Raw genomic sequence first — 26394 nt, 5'->3', positions numbered from 1 at the left:
TGATCTCCTCCGGTGGACGTCAGGACGTTAAGGGATGACCTGGATCTTTCGGCCCTTGCCGGCCTTGAACTGCTGGAGCGCCGCCGCGTAGTCGGTCAGCGGAAGCCGGTCGCTGATGAAGACCTCAGGGTCCAGAACGCCGGTGGCGAAGAGGTCGGCGGCGCGCTCGAAGCTGTGCAGGACGGCCATGGAGCCGGTGATGGTGATCTCCTGGTTGTAGATCTTGTAGGGCTCGATCGTGGTGCGGGCCGCGTAGTCGGCCACGCCGAACTGCAGGAAGGTGCCGCCCTTGCCGACCCGCCCGATCGCGTCCTGGATCGCCTGCTGGTTGCCGGTGGCGTCGATGACGACATCCCAGCCGCGCGGCCGCTCGATCTCGTCGGCGGAGGTGACGGCGTTCGAGCAGCCCAGCAGCCGGGCCGTGGTCAGCCGGTCGCTGTTGATGTCGACCATGTCGACGGAGGACGCCCCGGTGCGCTTGGCGAGCTCCATCATCATCAGGCCCATGGTTCCGGAACCGTAGATCAGCACGCTGGTGGCCAACTGGCTGCGCAGGACGTCGTATCCGCGCACGGCGCAGGACAGCGGCTCGATCAGCGCCGCGTCCTGGGTGCGGACGTGGTCGGGCAGCTTGACGCAGTTCGCCGCTGGCGCCACGGCGAACTCCGCGGCTCCGCCCGGAGCGGTGACCCCGATCGCGGCGTAGTTCTCGCAGAGGTTGTCGCGGCCGAGGCGGCAGTAGTGGCATTCGTGGCAGTAGAGGGACGGATCGACCGCCACCCGGTCGCCGACGGCCAGTCCTCGGACCTCGGCGCCGAGCGCGACCACGTCGCCGGCGAACTCGTGGCCCGGCACGATCGGCAGCCTGGGAGCGAACTCGCCCTGCAGGATGTGCAGGTCGGTGCCGCAGAGGCCGCAGGCGGAGACCTGGATCACGACGTCCCGGGGGCCGGGCGTCGGGTCGTCGACGGTCTCGATGCCCACCACACCGGGAGAGCTGATGACGGCTGCCTTCACTTGACGGCTCCAAGAGAGAGGCCCTGGACGAGTTTGTCCTGGGCGGCGAACCCGGCGACGAGAACCGGCACGGAGATGCAGACTGCCGCTGCGCACACCTTGGCCAGGAACAGCCCCTGGCTGGTCACGAAGCCGGTGAGGAAGACGGGCGCGGTACCGGCGACGACGCCGGTCAGTACGCGGGCGAACAGCAGCTCGTTCCAGCTGAAGATGAAGGAGATCAGCGCGGTGGCGGCGATGCCGGGCGCGGCCACCGGCGCCACGATCCGCGCCAGGGTGGTCAGCAGTCCCGCCCCGTCGATGGAGGCCGCCTCCAGGATCTCCTTGGGGACCTCGGCCAGGAAGGACCGCATCATCCACACCGCGATCGGCAGGTTCATCGAGGTGTAGAGGATGACCAGCAGCCAGATGTTGTCCAGCAGACCGGTGTTCTGGGCGATCAGGTAGATCGGCAGCAGACCGGCCACGGCCGGCAGCATCTTGGTGGACAGGAAGAAGAACATCACATCGGTCCACTTGCGCACCGGCTTGATCGACAGCGCGTACGCGGCCGGGATCGCCAGCGCCAGCACGAACAGGGTGGACAGCACGCTGGCCGTCATCGAGTTGATCAGCGGCGGCCAGGGGCTGACGCCGGTGGTGGCGCCGAAGAACTCGCGGTAGCCCTGCAGCGTCAGACCCGCGCCGAGACTGGGCGGGTTGGTGGCCGCGTCCGACTCGCTGTGCAGGGAGGTGAGCACCATCCAGCCGAACGGCAGGAAGAACACCAGGCCGCAGAGCCAGGCGAGCAGACCCCAGATGCCGCCGCGAAGCCGCTTGACGGACGGGGAGCCGGACGAGGACCTGGCGGTGCCGACCGCCGTTGTTGCCATGGCCGCCGTACTCATCACAGCGACTCCTCTCGGAACAGCGACGAGACGGTTCTCAGCGCGAAGGTGGCGATGCCGAGCGAGCAGAGGACCACGATGACGCCCTCGGCGGAGGCCTGGCCGTAGTCGTGCGCCTGGTAGAAGGTCTCGTAGACGGTGTAGGGGAGGTTGGCGGTGCCCAGTCCGCCGGAGGTGAGGGTGAACACCGCGTCGAAGTTCTGGACCACGTAGATGCTGCCGAGCAGGGCGGCCAGTTCCAGGTAGCGGCGCAGATGCGGGAAGGTGAGGTAGCGGAACACCTGCCAGGTGCTCGCCCCGTCCACCCGCGCCGCCTCGACCACGTCCATCGGGCGGCTCTGCAGTCCGGCGAGCAGGATCAGCATCATGAACGGGGTCCACTGCCACACCAGCGACGCCTCGACCGAGGTGAGCGGGACGACGGAGAGCCAGTCCGGCTGGGGTGCGTGCGAGCTGCCGAACAGGCTCCAGACCCAGGACAGCGTGCCGTTGATCAGTCCGTACGAGGCGTTGTAGAGCGCGTGCTTCCAGAGCAGCGCGGAGGCGACCGGCACCACCAGGAAGGGCGTGATCAGCATCGTCCGGACGATGCCCCGGCCGAGGAACTTCCGGTCCAGCAGCAGCGCCAGCCCCAGCCCCAGCCCCAGGCTGACCAGCACCACCGAGGCGGTCAGGACGACCGTGGTGACGATGGCCGAGCGCAGGGTCGGATCGGTGATCGCGGCGCTGTAGTTGGACAGGCCGCCGAAGCCGCGGTTGCTCGGGTCCAGGGCGTTCCAGCGCATGAACGAGATGACCAGGGTGCCGACGAAGGGCAGCTGGGTGACCACGATCATGAAGATCAGGGCCGGCAGCAGCGGGGCCCTGCGGGCCCACGCGCCACGGGGTCTGCGGCTCTTCGGGAGCGCCGCCTGCTCCGCTCCACGCAGCGGGGGTCGCAGGCGTCCGGCCGGCGAGACGATGCTCATGGTTCCTTTCCTCTCCTCCGCGCCGGGGGCCTCCCGACCCGGTCGGCGGGTCGGGAGGGCGTCAGCGGTGGCGTCGGGGACGGCGTCAGGTGTGGCGCCGGGTGGGGACGAGGGGACGGTGAGGTCACTGGCCGGCATGCTGGGCGCCGACCTTGGCGGCGAGGGTCTGACCGCTCTTCAACGCGCTCGCGACGCTGGTCTGACCGGCGATGGCGGAGCTGATCTGCTGGGAGACCTGGGTGCCCAGATCCTCGAACTCCGGGATGCCGACGAACTGGATGCCGGGGGCGGGGCGCGGCTGCACGCCGGGGTTCTGCGGGTCGGCCGTGGTCAGCGCGGTCAGCGTGGGCTGGGCGAAGGCCGAGGCGGCGGCGAGGTACTGGGCGTTGGAGTAGGTCGACGTCCGCTTGCCGGCCGGGACCTTGGACCAGCCGAGGGTGTTGCCGACCAGCGTCTCGTACTGCTTGCTGGAGGCCCAGGAGATGAACTTCCAGGCGTCGTCCTGGTGCTTGCTCGCCTTCTGCAGACCCCAGGCCCAGGTGTAGAGCCAGCCCGAGCTCTTGGTCCGGTCCACCGGGGCGGGCACGTAGCCCATCTTTCCGGCCACCGGTGAGCCGGCGCCGTCCAGCGCTCCGGCCGCCGAGGTCGCGTCGTACCACATGGCGACCTTGCCCTGCTCCATGTCGTTGAGGCACTCGGTGAAGCCGGCCTGCGGAGCGCCTGCCTCGCCGTGCGCGCGCACCAGGTTGACGTAGAAGTCGGTCGCCTTGGTGAAGGCCGGGCTGTTGACCTCGGCCGTCCAGTTCTTGTCGAACCAGGTGCCGCCCATGGTGTTCACCACGGTGGTCAGCGGGGCTATCACCTCGCCCCAGCCCGGCTGTCCGCGCAGGCAGATGCCCTTCATGCCGGGCTGGGCGCCGTCGGCCGCCGCAGCCAGCGTCGCCACCTGGTCCCAGGTCGGGTTGGCGGGCATGGTCAGCTTCTTGGCCGCGAAGACGTCCTTGCGGTACATCAGGAACGACGATTCGCCGTAGAACGGCTCGGCGTAGATCTGCCCGTTGGCGGTCAGCGACTGCTGGATGCTGGGCAGGATGTCGCTCTGGTCGAAGGCGGTGTCGGCCTGGGCGTGCGAGGTGAGCGGGGCCAGCCAGCCGTTCTTGGAGTAGATCGGTACCTCGTAGTTGCTGATGGTGGCCACGTCGTACTGGCCGGCCTGGCTGGAGAAGTCCTGCGTGATCTTGTCGCGGACGTCGTTCTCCGGCAGCACGGTGAAGTTGACCGTGATTCCGGTGGCCTTGGTGAAGTTGGCCGCGGTCAGCTTCTGCAGGTCCGCCATCTGCGGGTTGTTCACCATCAGCACGTTGATGGAGTGGCTCTGCGCGCCGGTGGACCCACCGGCGCCGCCGGCCCCGCTGCAGGCCGCGAGCAGAGCGCCGCAGAGGGCCACGGCCCCGATCGGAGCGGTTCTGCGCAGGAGGGAGTGTCTGATTGCCATGGTTCTTCCTTCACTTGAGGAATCCGGCCGGGTGGGACCTGGCCCAGGACAGGTGTGATCGAGGAGTGGCCGCGGGCCCGGGGGCCGGCCGCAACGGGAACTGCGTGCTGCTGGGTGTTGTCCGGTGGGTGCCGTCAGACCCGGATGACCTGCGGCCCCATGAGGCCGTATCGATGGGCTTCGGCGCTGGACAGGCCGGTGTCCGTGACGATCGCCTCGAAGTCGCCGACCTCGGCGAAGCGGCAGAAACTGCTCGCTCCGAACTTGCTGTGGTCGCCCATGAAGACCCGCCTGCGCGACACCTGCAGGGCCTTGGCCTTCACATCGGCCACGACCGGATCGGGTGTGGTCAGGCCGAGCTCCCGGGAGATCCCGTTCGATCCCAGGAACGCCAGATCGATGACGAACCCCGAGAGCATCGCGCAGGCCCAGGAGCCCACGGTGGCCATGGTGCGGGCGCGCACCCGACCGCCGAGGAGCAGCACGGTGGTGTTGCTGGAGTCGGCGATCGCCCCTGCCGTGGACAGCGACGCCGTCACGACCGTCAGCGGCCGGTCGGTCGGCAGCAGCGCCGCGAGGATCTGCGGGGTGTAGCCCTCGTCCACGAACACGGTCTCCGCCTCGCCGAGCAGCTTGACCGCTTCGGCTGCTATCCGGCGCTTGTTCTCGACGTGGAGCGTGACGCGCTGGGCCAGATCGGTCTCGAAGCCCGCACTCTCCACGGGATAGGCACCGCCATGGGTGCGGCGGACCAGCCCCCTGCGCTCCAACTCGCTCAGATCCCGCCGGATGGTCTCCGGCGCGACCCCGAAATCCGCGGCTGCGACCGTGACCTCGACCCGGCCCGCATGCCGTGCGAGGCCAAGGATCCGATGCTGCCTCTCTTCGGCCCGCACCACCGTCACCCGCCTCTCCGTACCCGTTCGGGCATCTCGGGCCCGAATGTGCCCGCAAGAGATTTATACCGTCGCCCCGTGGTTCCCTACTGCCCCAGGACGGTCAAGAAGAAGCCCGATATTTGCCCGTTTCTCCTTGGAATACACACAGGTCGGATACGTCGGTCCGGCTCACGCTCGCACTCCCGTGCCCGCATGGCGCCACAGGATGCCCGAATCGGGATTTCTACCGGGGCAGGGACGATGCGTTGACGTAGTGGGGCAGGTAGGTGTCCAGGACCGCGTCCAGGTACTGCTCGCCGGTGAGATCGGCGCGGAAGCCCGGAACGAGGTGCTGCAGGCGGGCGATCGAGGCCTGGGTGATGGCGGGGGCGCCGGGGAGGTGGACGCGCTCGGCGGTCGTGCCCAGGCGCTTCTCGATGCCGTCCACGACGGACTCGATCGGCTGAGGCGCCCCGGAGGCGACGTTGATCGCCTCCCCTCGGACGCCGTCGGCAAGGAGGCGGCCGATCACGTCCATCAGGTCGCGGACGTCGAGGAGGTCGCGGTGGGCGCCGTCCAGGACGGTGACCGTGCCGCTCTGGATCTGCTGGGCCAGCGCCGGGATCAGCTGGTGCGACCGCTGGTGGCTGCCGACCAGGTGGCTCAGCCGGAGGATCAGGAAGTCGACGCCCGCCGAGCGGACGGCAGTCTCCAGGGCGAGCTTGTGGCGGCCGTAGACGTTCGGCGGAAACAGCGGCCCGTTCTCCACCCCGGGCACGGCCGCCGACCCGTACATCGCGTAGGAGGCGGTGGAGAAGAACAGCGCGGTGCGGCCCTCCTCCCGGCAGCGGCGCAGCATGCCGTAGAGCAGCTCGGCCTCTCGGTCGAACTGCGCGGGGTCGGTCACCGAAGTGGCCGAGACGCCCGCCGCGAAGGCGGTGGTCTCGGGGAACCCGTCCGCGAAGGTGTCCGAGAGATGGCGGGCGATGAACCCGTTACCGATGATCTGCATCGCTGTCCTCGACTTCCTGGAGCGTGCGCAGCGCCGCGACCAGGGTGCGGGCCTGAACGTTGAGATAGTGGCTGTACTTCAGCAGCTCCGTGAGTTGACGGAGCGTCATCCAGCGGAAGTCCTCCGGGGTCCGGGCCGGGAAGTCCTCGTCCGCCTCGATGATCAGGTACCTGTTCTCCGCCTGGTAGAAGCGGCCGCCCTCCTCCGAGAGCATGGTGTCGAAGAGGGTCTGCTCGGGACGCCGGTCCCGCACGACGTCCAGGAACGGCGGCTGGTCCTCGGCCGACAGGTGCGCGTAGTTCTCCGGCGTGCACTGGACGGTGGGGCCGAGCTCGACCACGTCCAGGTAGCCGGGTTCGACGTGCGCGCTGATCAAGGTGTGCAGCACCCCGCCGAATCGCTTCACCAGCAGGGCGATGATGCCGCCGCCGAGCGGTTCCAGCAGCGGCTGGGTCCAGGCCGCGACCTCACGGTGGCTCGAACTGACGTCGACACCGATGATGCTGAAGAAGAGTCCGCGCTCGTGCGAAATGGCCTCCTCGGTGCGCTTCCAGCCGCTTCCCGCGGTGCGCTCGACCTCGCGCAGCGGTAGCAGCACAGCGGTGAGCTCGTGCTCGCTCTGCCTGCTGGTGATCCAGCTGCGGATCTCGACATCGGAGTGGAGGCTGCCGCGGCCGCCGTCCTCGGCGCCGGCCCCGACCCGCCAGTCCGGCATGCAGGACAGCACCGTGCGGGCGTCCATGTTGAGCAGGTTCTCGTGCCGCAACAGCGAGTTGATCTGACGGATGGTCAACCAGCAGAAGTCCTCGGCCGCTTCGACCTCGGGGCCGACCTCCACCACCATGTTGCGGTTCCGCTTGCAGTAGAACCACGAGCCCTGCTCCGACTGCAGTACGTCGGCCAGCACCTTCGCCCGACCCGAGTCGCCGGTGCGGAAGCAGTCCAGGTAGGGCACCGCCGAACCGCCGTGCACCCGGCTGTAGTTGCTCTTGGTGGCCTGCACGGTGGGCGACAGCTGCACGCCGTTGACGTTGCCCGGTTCGGCCTTCGCCTGCATCAGGCAGTGCAGCACCCCGTTGATCTCGCGGACGGCGATGCCCAGGATGCCGATCTCCGGCTGGTTGATGATCGGCTGCATCCACTCGCGGGCCGGTCCGAAGCCGGTGCGGACCTGCAGGCCCTGCACGGAGTAGAAGCGCCCACTGCGGTGCTGCAGATTGCCCGTTCCCGGGTCGAAGTCCCAGCCGGACAGCTCGTCGAAGGCGACCCGCCGCACGTTCTGGACATGCGCGCGCTGCCGTCCGGCCAGCCACGCGAAGAACTGGTCGTCACTCATCACCTCGCCCTCGACCGCCGTGGCGGAGGCGGCGAGTCTGGCGGTCAGCAGGGAGCCGGAACGGTGCAGCAGACCTGTCACGCTGGACTCGGGCATCATGGGCCTCTCTATGGAGCTGGCGTAGGTGCTCTCCTGCCGCCCCAGCCTTCACCGAGGGCTTCGGGCGTGCGGCCAGAGATTGCCGCTTGCCAGAAACGCGCGGACACGCTAGAGGCTCGGGTGGCACCGGGCGGGCCGCTCCCGGCTGTCTCAGGTCCGGGGAAATGACCAGAGTTCGGGCGTCTGCGGCCGATGGGTCTTGTGCTCCTGCCGGGCATGCCGTGGATAGTGACCTACGGCACTTCGAGCGCGCCGGCCCTGGACAGGGAGGACCAGCTGTGACGAACCCCGAGTTCTTGCAAGTTCACCGCGCGATAGGCGAACTCCGCCGGTGTGTCGACGTGCTGTCGGCCCGCGCGAGCGATTCTCCAGCACTGCGCCGGCTCACCAACGACGTCGACCGGCTGGACCTGGACGCCGAGGACGTCCGGCTCCAACTGGCGTTGCCGGCGCCGCTGCCGGGCGCATCGGCCGACTCCGGTACCAGGTCCGGTACCAGGGGTGCCACGATCCCGATCGTCCAGATCCGGGACGACCCCTACGCCCACACCCTCTGGCACGGCGCGGACGACGAGGGAATCGGGGGCCACCGCCGGCAGCACCGCTGACCCGACCAGTGACCCTCAACGACGAACGACCGCCGTCTTCCCGGCTCTGAGGCCGGGTGACCGTCGCAAAGGACTGACCTGACTGATGAGTTCTACCTCTGTGGACAGCGGCCTGTGGGTCCGCCGGTTCCATCCGTCCCCCGTCTCGGCACACCGCCTGGTGTGCTTCCCGCACGCAGGCGGCTCGGCCAGCTTCTATCTCCCGGTCTCGGCGCAGCTGAGCCCGAAGGTCGACGTCCTTTGCGTGCAGTATCCGGGCCGACAGGACCGGCGCTCGGAGAAGGCCGTCGAGGACATCGGTGTGCTCGCGGATCAGGTCTTCGAGGCGCTGAGCGACTGGGCCGACACCCCGCTGACCTTCTTCGGTCACAGCATGGGCGCGATCGTCGCGTTCGAGGTGGCTCGGCGCTTCGAGCAGATCGGCCCCGAGCCGGTCCGCCTCTTCGCCTCCGGCCGCCGCGCGCCGTCCCGCTACCGGGACGAGAACGTGCACCAGCGCAGCGACGACGGGATCGTGGCGGAGCTGCAGGCCATGAGCGGTACCGACGCGCGGGTCCTCGATGACGAGGAGATGCTGCGCATGGTGCTCCCCGCCCTGCGCAGCGACTACAAGGCGGTGGAGACCTACCGCAGCGAGCCGGGCGCGTCGGTGTACTGCCCGATCACCGTGCTCGTCGGCGACAGCGACTCCAAGACCACGCTGGACGAGGCCCAGGACTGGGAGAAGCACACCACCGGCGGGTTCGACCTGAAGGTCTTCGCCGGCGGCCACTTCTACCTCACCGAGCGGGCCGCGGATGTCATGGCCGTCCTCAACGACCACTTCACCGCCGACTCCGTATCGCCCGGCGCCTGAGACCAGCAATTCAGTCAACCTGCGGCACCAGACACTCCACTGGAGAGAATCCCACATGACCGAGATCAGAGAAGTCCAGGTCGCCGACGGCGTCTCGTTCTTCGTGCCGCAGGCGGAGGGCGCGCTCTTCTCCGAGGTGCACTTCATCTACAACGAGATCTTCGAGGAGCGCACCTACCTCAAGCACGGCATCGAGCTGTCCGACTCCGCGGTGATCGTCGACGCCGGAGCCAATGTCGGCCTCTTCTCCGCCTTCGTGAAGCAGGAGTTCCCCGGTGCCCGGGTGCTGGCCGTGGAGCCGATCCCGCCGATCAACGAGGCGCTGCGGAAGAACCTCGATGCACGTGGCATCGAGGGCGTCGAGACCCGGAGGGTCGCCCTGGGCGGCAAGCCGGAGTCGGGGGTGCACTTCACCTTCTACCCGTCGCTGCCGGGCAACTCGACGCGTTACCCGGAGCAGAAGAAGGTCGGCCAGGACCTGACCATCCAGCAGATCGGTCAGGAGGAGGTCGACCGCATCATGCAGGGAGTGGATGTCGAGGTCGAGGTCGAGCGGCTCTCCTCGGTGCTGGGCGAGTGGGCGCCGGAGGGCCCGATCGACCTGCTCAAGATCGACGTCGAGGGCGCCGAGCTCGACGTCATGGACGGTCTGGACGCGGAGGACTGGGCGCGGGTCCAGCAGGTGGTCATCGAGGTCCAGGATCTCGACGGACGGCTGGACAAGGTCACCGGCATCCTGGAGGAGCAGGGCTTCCAGATCGTCAACGAGCCTGCGGCCAACCTGCCGGAACAGTTCCGCTACTCCATGGTGTATGCCACGCGGGCGGCCTGACGCTTCGTCCGACCCGGCTGGAGATCGCGCTCCGCCCCTGCTCCTTGGTTCCTCAAGGAGCAGGGGCGGAGTTGTGCGTGCTGCGAGTCGATCCCGAGCGGTCAGGAGATGCCGAGCTCCTTGTCGATCAGGTCGAACATCTCGTCGTCGGTGGCCCCGTCCAGTTCCGCCTCGTCCGACTCGTCCGCGGCGGCCTCGACGCCGCTCACCAGCGACAGCAGCTCCCGCAGCCGGGCAGTGACCTTGACACGCACGTCGGCGGTGACGTCCGCGCCCGTCGACGGGACAGCACCCGATCCCGGCACCACGGCGGCTATGGCCGCCTCCAGGCTGTCGATCTCGGCGAGCAGCGCCGAGCCGGGCCCGTCATCGGCGTCGGATCGGGCGTCGGGGCCAAGCAGTTCGGTACGCAGGAACCCGGCGAGATCGATCGGGTTCGGGTAGTCGAACACCAATGTGGCGGGCAGGCGCAACCCGGTCACGGCCGACAGCCGGTTCCGCAACTCCACCGCCGTCAACGATCCAAAACCCGACTCCCTGAACGCCCGCCCCGGCTCCACCGCATGCGCACCCGCATGCCCCAGGACGACCGCCGCCTGCGCCCGCACCACCTCCAGCAACTCCGCCGCACGCTCAGCGGCCCCCAGCCCCGACAACCGCTCGCGAAGGCCCGACCCACCCACCCCGGCGACCGACGCGGCGCTCTCCAGCGCCGCCACCGCCTCGGGCAGCTCACCCAGCAACGCACTGTGCCGCACGCCGGTGAACGCCGGACCGAATCGCGACCAGTCCACGTCGGCCGCCACCACGACCGGCTCCTCACCCGCCAACACCCGCTCCAGCGCCGCCAACCCCGCAGCCGGCTCCAGCCCCACCAGCCCACGCCGCCTCAAGTAGTCCCCCACACCATCCGCGTCTGCCATGCCGCCCTCGGCCCACGGACCCCACGCCACCGCCGTACCCACCAACCCCCCAGCCCGACGCCGCTCCACCAACCCGTCCAGGAACGCATTCGCCGCCGCATAGTTCCCCTGACCCGGAGCACCCACCGCCCCCGCAAACGACGAGAACACCACAAACGCATCCAACTCCCGACCACGCGTCAACTCATCCAGATACACCGCACCCAGCACCTTCGCCCGCATCGAAGCAAACCGCTCCACCGTCAACCCATCAATCACCCCGTCATCCACCACACCCGCCGCATGCACCACCCCATCCACCGCATACCGCCCCAGCAGAGCCTCCACCGCGCCGCGATCCGCCACATCACACGCCTCGACGACCACCTCGACCCCCAGGACCGCCAACTCCTCCACCAACTCCACAGCCCCCGGCGCCGCCAGACCCCGGCGACTGGTCAGCACCAACCGGCCAACACCGGAACCCGCCAACCACCGCGCCACCCGCACACCCAACGCACCCGTACCACCCGTCACCAACACCGTCCCACCCACACGCCACACCACACCCGAACCCCCACCCGACCCCGACACCCGCACCAACCGACGTCCGAACACCCCGGACCGCCGCACCGCCACCTGATCCTCAGCCGAACCGGCCAGCACACCCGCCAGGCGACCCAGCACCCGCCGGTCCACCCCCTCCGGCAGATCCACCAACCCACCCCACCGTTCCGGCACCTCCAACGCCGCCACCCGGCCCAACCCCCACAGCGACGCCTGCACCGGATCCACCACCCCGTCCCAACGCCCCACCGACACACCACCACACGTCACCACCCACAAGCGACCGCCCGCACCCGCATCACCCAACGCCTGCACCAGGACTGTGGACAGCCACAACACATCGTCCACACCTCCGTCATACGCACCCGCCAGCAGCAACACCCCAGCCACGTCACTCACACCGGCAATCCGCTCGGCCAACACCCCACGCTCCACGCCTGCTTCGCACTCCACCACGATCGCGTCGACACGCAGCCCCGCAACCATCGAGGTGACCCACTCGTCCCCCGCACACCCCTGGGGCACGGCCACCAGCCAACGACCCGTCAACACCCCACCCGACACACCATCCAGCGGCTTCCACTCCGCCCGATACAGCAACTGATCCACCTTCGAGGCCTCGGCCCGACCCCGCCGCCAGGACGACAACGCCGGTACCAGCTCACCCAGCACCGCACGGTCCACCGCCAACGACCCAGCCAACTCCTCCAGATCACCACGCTCCACCGCGTCCCAGAACCCGGCCTCCGCACCCCCGGACACCACCGGACCAGCCACCCGGGCCTCCGGCCAGAACCGCTCGTGCTGGAACGCATACGTCGGCAACTCCACCCGACCGGCACCTGAACCGGCGAACACGCCCGCCCAATCCACCACCGCGCCTTGGACGTGAAGTCCGGCGATGGCGGCCATCACAGCCCGAGCCTCGGGACGGTCCTTGCGCAACGCCGGGACCAGCACACCCGTGGAGTCCTCCGACAGGCAGCCCTGCGCCATCGCGGTGAGCGTGCCGTCGGGGCCCAGCTCCAGGAACCGGGTGACGCCGTTCTCCTCCAGCCGCTTCACACCGTCGGCGAACCGAACCGCCTGCCGCACATGCGAAACCCAGTACTCGGGCGTGGCCAACTCCTCCGGAGTCGCCAACTGACCGGTGACGTTCGAGACCACCGCGAAGCGAGGCCGCTCCTCGTAGCTGATGCCCTCGGCGACCTTGCGGAACTCCGCCAGCATCGGTTCCATCAACGGGGAGTGGAACGCATGACTCACCCGCAACCGCGTCGTCTTTCGGCCCATGTCCCGCACCTGCTGGGCGATCTCCTCGACCGCGGCCTCTTCGCCGGAGATGACGACCGCGTTGGGGCCGTTTACCGCCGCGATGCCGACCTGGCTGGCGAAGGTCTCCAGCAGCGGCAGCACCTCCGCCTCCGACGCCTGCAGCGCCACCATCGAGCCACCGTCGGGCAGCGCCTGCATCAACCGACCCCGCGCTGCCACCAGGCGGCACGCGTCCTCCAGCGACATCACTCCCGCCACATGGGCGGCAGCCAGCTCGCCGATGGAATGTCCCATGAGGAAGTCCGGCCGGATCCCCCATGACTCGACCAGCCGGAACAGCGCCACCTCGATGGCGAACAGCGCAGGCTGCGCGAACGCCGTGCCATTCAGCGCCTCCGCGTCATCGCCGAAAACGACCTCGCGCAGCGGCACATCCACCAGCTCACACATGGCGTCGAACGCCGCCGCGAACACCGGGAACGCGTCATACAGCTCCCGGCCCATCCCCAGCCGCTGCGAACCCTGCCCCGCGAACAGGAACGCCGTCCGGCCACCGGACCGACCGTCGCCCAGGACCACGCCGGAGTCGGGTTCACCAACCGCCAGAGCGCGCAGACCACGCAGCAGCTCGTCCTGGTCGCCGCCCAGCACCACCGCGCGGTGCTCCAACGCCGAACGCGTCACCGCCGCCGAGAGCCCGAGATCGGCCAAGGCGAGCGCCGGATCGGCGTCCACGAACGACGCCAGCCGTCCCGCCTGGCTCCGCAACGCGCTCTCACTCGCACCCGACACCACTACCGGCACCACGGGCAGGGCCACCGGGGTCGGAGCATCCTCCTCGACCGGAGCCCCGACAACCGCAGCCCCGACGACGACCGGGGGCTGCTCGATGATCACATGCGCGTTGGTCCCGCTGATCCCGAACGACGACACACCCGCGCGACGCGGACGGTCCACCTCGGGCCACTCCCGTTGCTCCGTCAGCAGCTGGATGTCGCCGGCCGACCAGTCCACATGCGGTGAGGGCACCTGTGCGTGCAGGGTGCGCGGCAGCACCCCGTGCCGCATCGCCTGGACCATCTTGATCACACCGCCGACGCCCGCGGCCGCCTGCGCATGGCCGATGTTCGACTTCAACGAGCCCAACCACAGCGGCCGGTCGGGCTCCCGGTCCTGACCGTAGGTCGCCAGCAGCGCCTGCGCCTCGATCGGGTCACCCAGCGTCGTCCCCGTCCCGTGGCCCTCCACCACGTCCACGTCGCGCGACGTCAGCCCCGCGCCCGCCAGCGCCTGCCGGATCACCCGCTGCTGCGAGGGACCGTTCGGCGCGGTCAGCCCGTTGGACGCACCGTCCTGGTTCACCGCGGAGCCCGCCACCACCGCGAGCACGGTGTGCCCGTTGCGCCGCGCGTCCGAGAGCCGCTCCACCAGCAGCATGCCCGCGCCTTCGGACCATGCCGTGCCGTCCGCACCGGCACCAAAGGCCTTGCACCGGCCATCCGGGGCCAGGCCGCGCTGCTGGCTGAAGTCGACGAAGGTGTCAGGCGTCGACATCACCGTCACGCCACCGGCCAGGGCGAGGTCGCACTCGCCCGACCGAAGCGCCTGCGCGGCCAGGTGCAGGGTCACCAGGGAGGACGAGCACGCGGTGTCCACCGTCATGGCCGGCCCCTCCAGCCCGAAGGTGTAGGCGATACGTCCGGAGTGGACGCTGCCGGTGTTCCCGGTCAGCAGGAATCCGTCCGACTCGTGGACTCCCCCGCGCAGGCAGAAGGTGTAGTCCTGACCCATCACTCCGGCGAAGACGCCGGTCCGGCTGCCGCGCAGCGAAGCGGGATCGATGCCCGCCCGCTCCAGCACCTCCCACGAGGTCTCCAGCAGCAACCGCTGCTGCGGGTCCATCGCCAGCGCCTCACGCGGCGCGATTCCGAACAGCCCGGCATCGAACATCGCCGCCCCGTAGAGGAACCCGCCCTCGCGCACATAGGTCCGCCCCAGGTGATCGGGGTCCGGGTCGTAGAGCCCTTCCAGGTCCCAGCCACGGTCGGTCGGGAATCCGCCGATCCCGTCCTCACCTCCGGCGACCAATCGCCACAGGTCCTCCGGGGTCTCCACTCCCCCCGGATAGCGGCAGGCCATCCCCACGATCACGATCGGATCGTCGTTCATCGCCACCATCGCGGGCATGGCGCGCACGTCCGCACGACCCGTACCGTCCGCGCCCAGCACCTCGCCCAGGACGAAGCGGGCCAGCGCCACCGGCGTCGGGTGATCGAACACGAGCGTCGCCGGCAGCCGCATCCCGGTCACCGCGTTCACCCGGTTGCGCAACTCCACGGCCGTCAGGGAGTCAAAACCCAGCCCTTTGAACGACTGCTCCGACGCGATCTCTCCGGATGAGGCGTACCCGAGCACCACCGCGACCTGGCTGCGCACCAGCTCGATCAGGAACGGCTCGCGATCGGCCACGGGCAGCACCAGCAGCCGCTGCGCCAACTCGTCCTGTGCGCCCGCGCGCACGCCCAGCTGCGCCGTCCGGCGCGTCGGCGTGCGGATCAGGCCGCGCAGCAGCGCCGGCAGCGACTCGCTCTGCCCGCGCAGGGCGGCGAGGTCAAGGTTCACCGGCAACAGCACCGGCCGTCGCACTCCCGCACCGGCCGCCAGGACCGTGTCCAGCAGCCCCAATCCCTGCTCGACGCCGAGGGGCAGTATTCCGTTGCGCGCCATCCGGCGCAGTTCGGCGTCGCCCAGTGCACTGGTCATGCCCGCACCCGGCGCCCACGGACCCCAGGCCAGCGACACCGCCGGCAGTCCCTGGCCCTGGCGCAGCTGCGCCAGACCGTCCAGGAACGCGTTCGCCGCAGCATAGTTGGCCTGCCCGGCGTTCCCGAACGTCCCAACGACCGAGGAGAACAGCACGAAAGCGGCCAGATCCAGCCCCTGCGTCAGCTCGTGCAGGTTGACGGCCGCATCCACCTTCGGGCGGAAGACGGCGGCCGTCCGCTCCGGCGTCAGCGCGGAGACCACACCGTCGTCCAGGACCCCGGCCGTGTGCACGACCGCGGTGAGCGGGTGTTCGGCCGGTATCGCGTTCAACAACTCCCCGAGCGCCTCACGATCGGCCGCATCGCACGCCACGACCGCAATCTCGGCACCCTGCGCGGACAGCTCCTCGACGAGCTCGCCCACACCGGGCGCATCCCACCCGCGACGGCTGGCCAGGACGAGGTGCCGCACCCCGTGCTCCGCCACCAGATGAGCCGCGACCAAGGCGCCCAGGCCGCCGGTGCCACCCGTGACGAGGACGGTCCCGGACGTGGCCAGAACCGGGGCGTCGGCGGGGGCCGCTTCGCCCTGATCTGACTGGTCTGACTGGTCTGACTGCTGTGACGGCACCCGGCCGAGTCGCGGCGCGAACACCGCGCCCGCGCGTACCGCCAACTCCGGCTCGCCCGAAGCCAGCGCACCCGCGACGACCGCCCACGACTCCGCCGCACCATCGACATCCAGCAGCGCCAACCGGCCCGGATTCTCCGCCCGCGCCGCCCGCACCAGACCCCACACCGACGCCAACACCGGATCCGGCACCTGCAGGTCAACACCCACCGCACCCTCGGTCACCACCACCAACCGCGAACCCTCGAAGGCGGGCTCGGACAACCACGCTTGCACCAGCCCCAACGTCCGATCCACCACCGCATACGCGCTGTCCACCAGCCCGTCAGCCTCCGGTACGACCCGCATCAGCACGTCGGCGGGCACGGACGCCAGATCCACCTCAGCCAGATCCACCAGTGTGAGCAACGCACCGTCGCCAACGGCCGCCGGTACGGGCAGCGACACCCAGTCGACCTGGAACAGCCCGTCGCGGAACGTCCCACCGCGCGCCGCAGCCAACGCCTCCGCGGACACCTCGCGCAGCATCAGCGACTCGACCGCGGCCACCACACCGCCCAGGCCGTCCACCACCGTCACGCCGAACCCGTCGGCACCGCGCGGGGTCAACCGCACCCGCAGCGAGGCAGCACCCGAGGCCGACAGCGACACACCACTCCACGAGAACGGCAGACTCACCCGCCCCGAACCAGCCCCGGCCGCCAACCAGGCATGCAGCGCCGCGTCCAGGAGGGCGGGGTGCAGACCGTAGGCGGGCGCATCAGCGCGCTCCCCCTCGGGCAGTTCCACCTCCGCGAAGATGTCCTGACCCGCACGCCACACCGCCCGCAACCCCCGGAACGCCGGACCATAGGCGTATCCATCGAGTGCAAGCTGCTCGTAGAAGCCGTCCAACCCCACCGCCACCGCACCCACCGGCGGCCAAACCCCACCATCGAACCCGGCCACCGACGCGGCCCCGGCACCCAGCACGCCCTCGGCATGCCGCACCCACACCTCATCGTCCACCCGCGAGAACACACCCACCGACCGACGACCCGACTCATCCACACCACCCACCACCACCTGCAACCGCACCCCACCACGCTCCGGCACCACCAACGGCGCCTCCAACGTCAACTCCTCAACACACCCACACCCCACCTGATCACCCGCATGCAGCACCAACTCCACAAACGCCGTCCCCGGCAACAACACCACACCCGCCACCACATGATCCGCCAACCACGGCAACTCCCGCACCGACAACCGACCCGTCAACACCACCGCATCCGAATCCGCCATCGCCACCACCGCACCCAACAACGGATGCCCCGCCCCAACCAGACCCACCGAACCCAGATCACCCGACCGCGACCCCGCCCCCTTCGGCCAAAACACACGACGCTGGAACGCATACGTCGGCAGATCAACCCGCCCAGCACCGGCGAAGAGCACCGACCAGTCCACCACGGCACCGTGGACGTGCAGTGCGGAAATCGCAGCCATCACCGCCCACGCCTCGGGACGGTCCCTGCGCAGCGCCGGGACCAGCACACCCGCGGAGTCCTCCACCAGACAGGCCTGCGCCAGCGCGGTCAGGGTCCCGTCGGGGCCCAACTCCAGGAACCGGGTGACCCCGTTCTCCTCCAACCACGCGATGCCATCGGCGAAGCGCACGGCCTGGCGGACGTGGGACACCCAGTACTCGGGGGAGGTCAGTTCCTCCGCCGTGGCAATTCGCCCGGTGACGTTCGAGACGATCGCGAGGTGCGGCTCGTGGTAGTCCACGCTCTCCGCCACCTGGCGGAAGTTCGCCAGCATCGGCTCCATCAGCGGCGAGTGGAACGCATGGCTCACCCGCAGCCGCGTCGCCTTACGACCCAGGGCCTCGATCCGGGCGGCCACCTCAAGCGTGGCGGCCTCTTCGCCGGAGACAACGACCGCGTTCGGGCCGTTCACCGCCGCGATGCCGACCTGGCCTTCCAGCAGCGGCAGCACCTCCGCCTCGGACGCCTGCACAGCGACCATCGCCCCACCAGTCGGCAGCGCCTGCATCAACCGACCCCGGGCGGCCACCAGGCGGCAGGCGTCCTCCAGCGAGAGCACCCCGGCGACGTGGGCGGCGGCCAGCTCGCCGATGGAGTGGCCGACTAGGAAGTCCGGCCGGATTCCCCACGACTCGACCAGTCGGAACAGCGCCACCTCGATGGCGAACAGGGCCGGCTGGGTGAACTCCGTGCTGTTCAGCCGGTCGGCATCCTCGCCGAACACCACCTCCCGCAGCGGAGCATCCACCAGGGCGCACACGGCGTCGAACGCCTCGGCGAACACCGGGAACGCGTCATACAGCTCCCGGCCCATTCCGAGGCGCTGCGACCCCTGTCCGGCGAACAGGAACGCGGTACGGCCACCGCTCGCGGCACTGCCGGTCACCACACCCGGCGAGAACTCCCCCGCCGCCACAGCCTCCAAACCCCGCAACAACTCCTCCCGGTCCGCACCCAGCACCACCGCACGGTGCTCCAACGCCGAACGGGTCACCGCCGCCGACAACCCCAGATCCACCAACGCCGGGTCCACCATGTCCAGGTAGGACGCCAGCCGCTGCGCCTGGTCACGCAACGCGCCTTCGCTCGCACCCGACACCACCACCGGCACCACCGGCAACGCCGCCGCGGCTGCCTCCTCGACCACAGGCTCCGGCACCGGCGCCTGCTCAACGATGACGTGCGCGTTGGTCCCGCTGATCCCGAACGAGGACACACCAGCCCGACGCGGACGACCCAGCTCCGGCCAGTCCCGCTGCTCCGTCAGCAACTCGACGTCACCAGCCGACCAGTCGATGTGCTCGGACGGCACCTGCGCGTGCAGGGTGCGCGGCAGCACCCCGTGCCGCATCGCCATCACCATCTTGATCACACCACCCACACCCGCAGCCGCCTGCGCATGCCCGATGTTCGACTTCAACGACCCCAACCACAACGGACGCTCCGGCGCACGGTCCTGGCCGTAGGTCGCCAGCAGCGCCTGCGCCTCGATCGGGTCACCCAACGTCGTCCCCGTGCCGTGCGCCTCCACCGCATCCACGTCCTGCGGCTTGAGCCCGGCCCCGGCCAGCGCCTGCCGGATCACCCGCTGCTGCGAGGGACCGTTCGGGGCGGTGAGCCCGTTGGACGCACCGTCCTGGTTCACCGCCGAGCCGGCCACCACCGCCAGCACCGTGTGACCACGGCGGCGCGCGTCCGAGAGCCGCTCCACCAGCAGCATCCCCACACCCTCGGCCCACGCCGTCCCGTCCGCACCCGCACCGAACGCCTTGCACCGACCATCAACAGCCAACCCCCGCTGCCGACTGAACTCCACAAACATCTCCGGCGTCGACATCACCGTCACACCACCCGCCAACGCCAGATCACACTCACCCGCCCGCAACGACTGCGCCGCCAAATGCAACGCCACCAACGACGACGAACACGCCGTATCCACCGTCACCGCCGGACCCTCAAGACCGAACGCATACGACACCCGACCCGACGCCACACTGCCGGTGTTCCCGGTCAGCAGGAAGCCGTCCGACTCCTCCGAAGCCCCGCGCAGGAACGACCCGTAATCCTGCGCGATCGCCCCCGCGAACACACCAGTCCGACTGCCCCGCAACGAACCCGGATCAAGACCCGCCCGCTCAAACGCCTCCCACGAGGTCTCCAGCAGCAACCGCTGCTGCGGATCCATCGCCACCGCCTCACGCGGCGAAATCCCGAACAACCCCGCATCAAACGACGCCGCCCCATACAGGAACCCGCCATCACGCACATACGACCGCCCCGACACCCCCGGCTCCGGATCGAACAGCCCATCCAGATCCCAACCACGATCGGTCGGGAACCCACCGATCCCCTCCCCGCCCTCAACCACCAACCGCCACAAGTCCTCCGGCGACTCCACCCCACCCGGGAAGCGGCACGCCATCCCCACGATCACGACCGGATCATCGTCCACCGCCACCAGCGCAGGCAGCGCACCACCGGAGACGGCGTCCTGACCACCCAGTACCTCATCGAGGACGAACTGGGCCAGCGCCACCGGCGTCGGGTGGTCGAACACCAGAGTCGCCGGCAACCGCAGACCCGTTGCCGCGTTCACGCGGTTGCGCAACTCGACCGCCGTCAGCGAGTCAAAACCCAGCACCTTGAACGTCTGCTCAGGAGCAACCTCCCCGCCCGAGGCATACCCCAACACCGCAGCCGCTTGGCCGCAGATCAACTCGACCAGGAACCGACTCCGGTCAGCCGACGGCAACGCCACCAGACGCTTCGCCAACTCATCCTGTCCCCCGGCTCGCGCACCCATCTGCGCCGTCCGCCGCGTGGTCGTCCGGACCAGGCCGCGCAGCAGTGCGGGCAACGCCTCGCCCTGCCCGCGCAGGGCTGCGATGTCAAGGTTCACCGGTAGCACCACTGCCCGCTCCATACCCGCCCCGGCCTCCAGGACGGTATCCAGCAGGCCCAGGCCCTGCTCGACACCCAGCGGCAGCATCCCGCTACGCGCCATCCGCCGCAGATCCGCATCACCCAGGCCACTGGTCATCCCCGCACCCGGCGCCCACGGACCCCACGCCAGCGACACCGCCGGCAAACCCTCCGCCCGCCGCACCTGCACCAGAGCATCCAGGAACGCGTTCGCCGCACCGTAGTTGCCCTGACCCGCGTTCCCCAACGTCCCCACAACCGAGGAGAACAACACGAACGCGGACAGATCCAGGTGCCGCGTCAGCTCGTGCAGATTCGCAGCCGCATCCACCTTCGGACGGCAAACAGCAGCCATACGCTCCGGCGTCAGCGCGGACACGACACCGTCGTCCAACACGCCAGCCGCGTGCACCACCGCCGTCAGCGGACGCTCCGCCGACACACCGGCCAGCAGCGCGGCGAGCGATTCACGGTCGGCCGCATCACATGCCACCACCGATACCTCAGCGCCCAGCGCCTCAAGCTCGGAGACCAACTCGGCTGCGCCGGGGGCGGCCGGGCCGCGCCGGCTGGCCAGCACCAGATGCCGCACCCCGTGCCCGGACACCAGATGACGCGCCACCAACGACCCCAGACCACCCGTGCCACCGGTGACCAGCACCGTACCCTCGCCGTCCAAGACGCTCGGGAGGGTCAGCACCACCTTGCCGATGTTCTTCGCCTGACTCAGGTAGCGGAACGCCTCCGGCGCCCGACGCACATCCCACACCGACACCCGCGACGGCACCAACACCCCCGCCTCAAACCACTCCACCAACACCGCCAACATCTCGCCGATCCGCCCCGGATCCGTATCCATCAGGTCGAACGCCCGATACCCCACACCCGGGTGCGCGGCGGCCACCGCAGCCGGCTCACGGACATCGGTCTTGCCCATCTCCACAAACCGGCCCCCACGCGGCAGCAACCGCAACGAGGCATCAACGAACTCACCCGCCAGCGAGTCCAAAACCACATCCATCCCGGCACCGCCGGTCACCCCCGCGAACGCGCCCTCGAACGCGAGGTCACGCGAGGAAGCGATGTGTGCCTCGTCCAAACCCATCGCCCGCAGCGCCGCCCACTTGCCCGCACTGGCCGTACCGAACACCTCCGCGCCCAGGTGACGGGCCACCTGCACCGCCGCCGTCCCCACACCACCCGCCGCCGCATGCACCAGCACCCGCTCACCCGACCGCAACCCACCCAGATCCACCAACGCGTAATACGCCGTCAAAAACGCCACCGGAACCGCCGCCGCCTGCACAAACGACCAGCCCGCCGGAACCCGCACCACCGTACGCGCATCCGCCACCGCCACCGGACCGAACGCCGCCGGGAACAACCCCATCACCCGATCACCCACCCCCACACCCACCACACCCGCACCCACCTCGGTCACCACACCCGCACCCTCAAGACCCGGCAAACCCGCATCCCCCGGATACATCCCCAACGCGTTCAGCACATCCCGGAAATTCACCCCCGCAGCACGCACCGACACCCGCACCTCACCAGCACCCAACTCCCTTGCGGCGACCGGATACTCCACCAGCCCCAGACCGTCCAGGGTCCCCTGCTCCACAATCCCCAACCGCCACCCACCCTCCCCCGGAACCACCAACGACGACTGCGAAGCCACCCGCGCAAGGCGCGGCACAAACACCGCGCCCGCGCGCACCGCCAACTCCGGCTCACCCGAAGCCAACGCACCCGCGACGACCGCCCACGACTCCGCCGCACCATCGACGTCCAGCAGTGCGAACCGACCCGGGTTCTCCGCCCGCGCCGCCCGCACCAGACCCCACACCGACGCCAGCACCGGATCCGGCACCTCACGATCCACACCCACCGCACCCTCAGTCACCACCACCAACCGCGAACCCGCAAACCGCTCCCCCGCCAACCACCCCTGCACCAGGTCCAAGGCGCCTTCCGACCCGACCCGCACCAGCACATCGGCAGGAACCGCCGCCACATCCACCTCAGCCAGATCCCCCACCACAACCACCGCACCCCCACCAGCAGCCACCACCGGCAACGGCGACCAATCCACCTGGAACAACGCATCGCGGAACGCCCCACCGCGCGCCGCAGCCAGCGCCTCCGCGGACACCTCCCGCACCACCAGGGCCTCCACCGAGGCCACCAGCCCGCCCGACCCGTCCACCACCGTCACACCGAACCCGTCCGCACCCACCGCGGCCAAGCGCACCCGCACCACCGACGCACCCGAGGCCGACAGCGACACACCACTCCAGGAGAACGGCAGACTCACCCGCCCCGACCCAGCCCCCGCCGCCAGCCACGCATGCAACGCCGCGTCCAGGAGGGCCGGGTGCAGACCGTAGGCGGCGGCGTCCGCCTGCTGCTCCTGCGGCAGCTCCACCTCCGCGAACACGTCCTCACCCGCACGCCACACCGCCCGCAACCCCCGGAACGCCGGACCATACGCATACCCGTCCAACGCCAACCGCTCGTAGAAGCCGTCCAACGCCACCGCCACCGCGCCCGCCGGCGGCCACACCGCAGTGTCGAACCCGGCCACCACCCCCACCCCGGCACCCAGCACACCCGACGCATGCCGCACCCACACCTCATCGTCCACCCGCGAGAACACACCCACCGACCGACGACCCGACTCATCCACACCACCCACCACCACCTGCAACCGCACCCCACCACGCTCCGACACCACCAACGGCGCCTCCAACGTCAACTCCTCAACACACCCACACCCCACCTGATCACCCGCATGCAGCACCAACTCCACAAACGCCGTCCCCGGCAACAACACCACACCCGCCACCACATGATCCGCCAACCACGGCAGCGTCTGAGCCGACAACCGACCCGTCAACACCACCGCATCCGAATCCGCCATCGCCACCACCGCACCCAACAACGGATGCCCCGCCCCAACCAGACCCACCGAACCCAGATCACCCGACTCCGACCAGGACGCCTTCGGCCAGAACGCACGACGCTGGAACGCATACGTCGGCAGATCAACCCGCCCGGCGCCGGCGAAGAGCACCGACCAGTCCACCTCGACACCACGGGTGAACACCCCAGCCACAGCGGACAGCACCGCTGCCGCCTCGGGGCGATCCTTGCGCAGCGCCGGAACCAGGAGAACACCGTCGTCCGTGCTCAGGCAGTCCTGGGCCAGCGTGGTCAGCGTCCCGTCAGGGCCCAACTCCAGGAAGCGGGTGACTCCCTGGGACTCCAACACCCGGATGCCGTCGGCGAAGCGCACGGCCTGTCGCACGTGCGACACCCAGTACTCGGGGGAGGTCAGCTCCTCCGCCGTGGCCAACTGGCCCGTCACGTTCGAGACCACCGCAATGCGCGGCTGCTCGTAGCTGATGCCCTCCGCCACCTGGCGGAACTCCGCGAGCATCGGCTCCATCAGCGGCGAGTGGAACGCATGGCTCACCCGCAACCGCGTCGCCTTACGGTCCAGGCCCCGGAAGTGCTCGGCGACCTCCTCGACCGCCGCCTCGACACCCGACACCACGACCGCGTTCGGCCCATTGACCGCCGCAACTCCGACCCCGTCGCCCAGCAGCGGCAGCACCTCCGCCTCCGACGCCTGCAAAGCGACCATCGCCCCACCAGCAGGCAGCGCCTGCATCAACCGGCCCCGCGCCACCACCAACCGGCACGCATCCACCAGCGACAACACCCCCGCCACATGCGCCGCCGCCAACTCACCAACCGAATGACCCACCAGGAAGTCCGGACGCACCCCCCACGACTCCACCAACCGGAACAACGCCACCTCAACCGCGAACAACGCCGGTTGCGCGAACTCCGTCCTGTTCAGCAGCTCGGCGTCCTCCCCGAAGACAACCTCGCGCAGCGGAGCGTCCACCAGCCCACACACCGCATCGAACGCCGCCGCGAACACCGGGAACGCCGCATACAACTCCCGGCCCATACCCAACCGCTGCGAACCCTGACCCGCGAACAGGAACGCCGTCCGGCCCCGCACCGCCGAACCGGAGACGGCCGCTGCGGAGCTGCCATCCTCGGCCAGCTCAGCCAGCCCGGCCCGCAGCTCGTCCAGCCCGGTGCCGACCACCACCGCCCGATGCTCGAACAGCGACCGCGTCGTCACCAACGACGCACCCACCGCGTGCAGATCGACCCCCGTCTCGGACTCGGCGTCCAGCAGTTCGCCGTCCACCCACCCCAGCAGCCGCTCCGCCTGCTCCCGCAGGGCGGCCCGACTGCGGCCGGAGATCACCCAGGGCACGGTCGTCAGCGGAGCAGCGGCGGCCGTCGGCGCAGGCGCAGCAGCGGACTCGTCCGCGGCGTCGACCTCCGCGCCGGGGGCTTCCTCCAGGACCGCGTGCGCGTTGGTGCCGCTGATTCCGAACGAGGAGACCGCTGCCCGGCGCGGGCGGTCGTCGGCCTGCGGCCATTCCTGATGCTGCGTCAGAAGCCTGATGTCACCCGTCGACCAGTCGATGTGCTCGGACGGCCGCTCCGCGTGCAGGGTGGGCGGCAGCACACCGTGCCGCATCGCCATCACCATCTTGATCACACCGCCCACGCCGGCAGCCGCCTGCGTGTGTCCGATGTTCGACTTCAGCGACCCCAACCACAGCGGCCGGCCCGTCGGGCGGTCCTGCCCATACGTCGCCAGCAGCGCCTCAGCCTCGATCGGGTCGCCCAGCGGCGTCCCCGTCCCGTGCGCCTCGACCGCGTCGACGTCCGAGGCTGAGAGCCCGGCGCCCGCCAGGGCCTCCCGGATCACCCGCTCCTGTGCCGGGCCGTTGGGAGCGGTGAGACCGTTGGACGCGCCGTCCTGGTTCACCGCGCTGCCGCGCACCAGCGCCAGCACCGGGTGGCCGTGGCGTCGGGCGTCCGACAGCCGTTCCACCAGTAGCATTCCGACGCCCTCGGCGGGGCCGAAGCCGCTCGCGTCGGCCGAGAACGCCCTGCATCGGCCGTCGGCCGACAGGGCGTGCTGCCTGCCGAAGTCCACGAACATCTCGGGGCCGGCCATCACGGTCACGCCGCCCGCGAGGGCGAGGTCGCACTCGCCCGCGCGCAGCGACTGCACCGCCAGGTGCAGCGCCACCAGCGACGACGAGCAGGCCGTGTCCACCGTCACCGCCGGACCCTCCAGGCCGAAGGCGTAGGAGATCCGGCCGGAGGCGACACTTGTCGTGCTGCCGGTGAGCAGGTGCCCGCCCAGATCGGTCTGGGCCTCCAGCGAACGCGGGGTGTAGTCCTGGGAGATGGCGCCGACGAAGACACCGGCCCGGGTGCCGCGCAGCGCCGCCGGGCCGATGCCCGACCGCTCGACGGCCTCCCAGGTGACCTCCAGCAGCAGGCGCTGCTGCGGTTCCATCGCCAGCGCCTCGCGCGGCGAGATCTCGAAGAATTCGCTGTCGAACGAGGCCGCGCCGTGCAGGAAGCCGCCCTCGCGGACGTAGGTCTTGCCGGGCCGGTCGGGGTCGGCGTCGTAGAGCCCGTCCAGGTCCCAACCGCGGTCCGTCGGGAACCCGGAGACGGCGTCCGTCCCGGAGGAGACGAGCTTCCACAGGTCCTCGGGGGTCTCGACCCCGCCGGGGAAGCGGCAGCCCATCGCGACGATCGCGATGGGTTCCTGATCGCGTGCTTCCAGATCCTGCAGCCGCTTGCGTGTCTGGCGAAGGTCGGCCGTGACCAGCTTGAGGTAGTCCCGCAGCTTCTCTTCGTTGCTCGCCATGTGAAACGCCGCTTCCCTAGAGGGACCCTTGGGGATCCAGAACACCGAGTC

General features: G+C 69.8%; 11 protein-coding genes. 3 read left to right on the top strand and 8 right to left on the bottom strand.

Annotated features, from left to right (window positions below):
- Window positions 1-27: 27 nt before the first annotated feature.
- From ABH941_RS04055 to ABH941_RS04025, 7 genes are all read right to left on the bottom strand, one after another.
- Complete coding sequence (locus tag ABH941_RS04055; RefSeq protein ID WP_370127154.1) at window positions 28-1017, bottom strand: zinc-dependent alcohol dehydrogenase family protein; 990 nt, start codon at window positions 1015-1017, stop codon at window positions 28-30.
- Window positions 1014-1889, bottom strand: a complete 876-nt coding sequence (locus ABH941_RS04050; protein WP_370127379.1) for a carbohydrate ABC transporter permease — start codon at window positions 1887-1889, stop codon at window positions 1014-1016. The genes ABH941_RS04055 and ABH941_RS04050 overlap by 4 nt, the downstream gene beginning before the upstream one ends.
- A 14-nt stretch (window positions 1890-1903) precedes the next feature.
- Window positions 1904-2872: a carbohydrate ABC transporter permease gene (locus ABH941_RS04045; protein WP_370127153.1), complete on the bottom strand. Its 969-nt coding sequence runs from the start codon at window positions 2870-2872 to the stop codon at window positions 1904-1906.
- Between the two features lie 124 nt (window positions 2873-2996).
- The gene (locus tag ABH941_RS04040) at window positions 2997-4367 is read right to left on the bottom strand and encodes a sugar ABC transporter substrate-binding protein (protein ID WP_370127152.1); all 1371 of its coding nucleotides are present in this window, start codon (window positions 4365-4367) and stop codon (window positions 2997-2999) included.
- A 134-nt stretch (window positions 4368-4501) separates the two neighbouring features.
- On the bottom strand, window positions 4502-5263 hold the full coding sequence (locus ABH941_RS04035) for a DeoR/GlpR family DNA-binding transcription regulator (protein WP_370127378.1): 762 nt from the start codon (window positions 5261-5263) through the stop codon (window positions 4502-4504).
- 226 nt (window positions 5264-5489) lie between these two features.
- Window positions 5490-6257, bottom strand: a complete 768-nt coding sequence (locus ABH941_RS04030) for an NAD-dependent epimerase/dehydratase family protein (protein WP_370127151.1) — start codon at window positions 6255-6257, stop codon at window positions 5490-5492.
- The gene (locus ABH941_RS04025) at window positions 6241-7689 is read right to left on the bottom strand and encodes an NDP-hexose 2,3-dehydratase family protein (protein WP_370127150.1); all 1449 of its coding nucleotides are present in this window, start codon (window positions 7687-7689) and stop codon (window positions 6241-6243) included. Before ABH941_RS04025 ends, ABH941_RS04030 begins: the two co-directional genes overlap by 17 nt.
- A gap of 281 nt (window positions 7690-7970) precedes the next feature.
- Between ABH941_RS04025 and ABH941_RS04020 the strand changes: the two genes are divergently transcribed.
- From ABH941_RS04020 to ABH941_RS04010, 3 genes are all read left to right on the top strand, one after another.
- On the top strand, window positions 7971-8300 hold the full coding sequence (locus tag ABH941_RS04020; protein WP_370127149.1) for a hypothetical protein: 330 nt from the start codon (window positions 7971-7973) through the stop codon (window positions 8298-8300).
- Window positions 8301-8385: 85 nt separating this feature from the next.
- Complete coding sequence (locus tag ABH941_RS04015) at window positions 8386-9156, top strand: thioesterase II family protein (protein WP_370127148.1); 771 nt, start codon at window positions 8386-8388, stop codon at window positions 9154-9156.
- A 55-nt stretch (window positions 9157-9211) separates the two neighbouring features.
- On the top strand, window positions 9212-9988 hold the full coding sequence (locus ABH941_RS04010; protein WP_370127147.1) for an FkbM family methyltransferase: 777 nt from the start codon (window positions 9212-9214) through the stop codon (window positions 9986-9988).
- A 101-nt stretch (window positions 9989-10089) separates the two neighbouring features.
- On the opposite strand, the gene ABH941_RS04005 is transcribed toward ABH941_RS04010, so the two are convergent.
- On the bottom strand, window positions 10090-26388 hold the full coding sequence (locus ABH941_RS04005) for a type I polyketide synthase (protein ID WP_370127146.1): 16299 nt from the start codon (window positions 26386-26388) through the stop codon (window positions 10090-10092).
- Window positions 26389-26394: the final 6 nt, after the last annotated feature.

Origin of the sequence: Streptacidiphilus sp. EB103A (assembly GCF_041261405.1) — a bacterium.
Classification (GTDB): domain Bacteria; phylum Actinomycetota; class Actinomycetes; order Streptomycetales; family Streptomycetaceae; genus Streptacidiphilus.
Note: the sequence above shows the minus strand (reverse complement) of the source record. Positions and strands in the feature narration are given on the sequence as shown.

Excerpts from the sequence above, each read along its gene's own strand:
- ABH941_RS04025 (WP_370127150.1), bottom strand. The coding sequence starts at position 7,689 with ATGCCCGAGTCCAGCGTGACAGGTCTGCTGCACCGTTCCGGCTCCCTG.
- ABH941_RS04030 (WP_370127151.1), bottom strand. The coding sequence starts at position 6,257 with ATGCAGATCATCGGTAACGGGTTCATCGCCCGCCATCTCTCGGACACC.
- ABH941_RS04010 (WP_370127147.1), top strand. The coding sequence starts at position 9,212 with ATGACCGAGATCAGAGAAGTCCAGGTCGCCGACGGCGTCTCGTTCTTC.
- ABH941_RS04015 (WP_370127148.1), top strand. The coding sequence starts at position 8,386 with ATGAGTTCTACCTCTGTGGACAGCGGCCTGTGGGTCCGCCGGTTCCAT.
- ABH941_RS04050 (WP_370127379.1), bottom strand. The coding sequence starts at position 1,889 with ATGGCAACAACGGCGGTCGGCACCGCCAGGTCCTCGTCCGGCTCCCCG.
- ABH941_RS04040 (WP_370127152.1), bottom strand. The coding sequence starts at position 4,367 with ATGGCAATCAGACACTCCCTCCTGCGCAGAACCGCTCCGATCGGGGCC.
- ABH941_RS04045 (WP_370127153.1), bottom strand. The coding sequence starts at position 2,872 with ATGAGCATCGTCTCGCCGGCCGGACGCCTGCGACCCCCGCTGCGTGGA.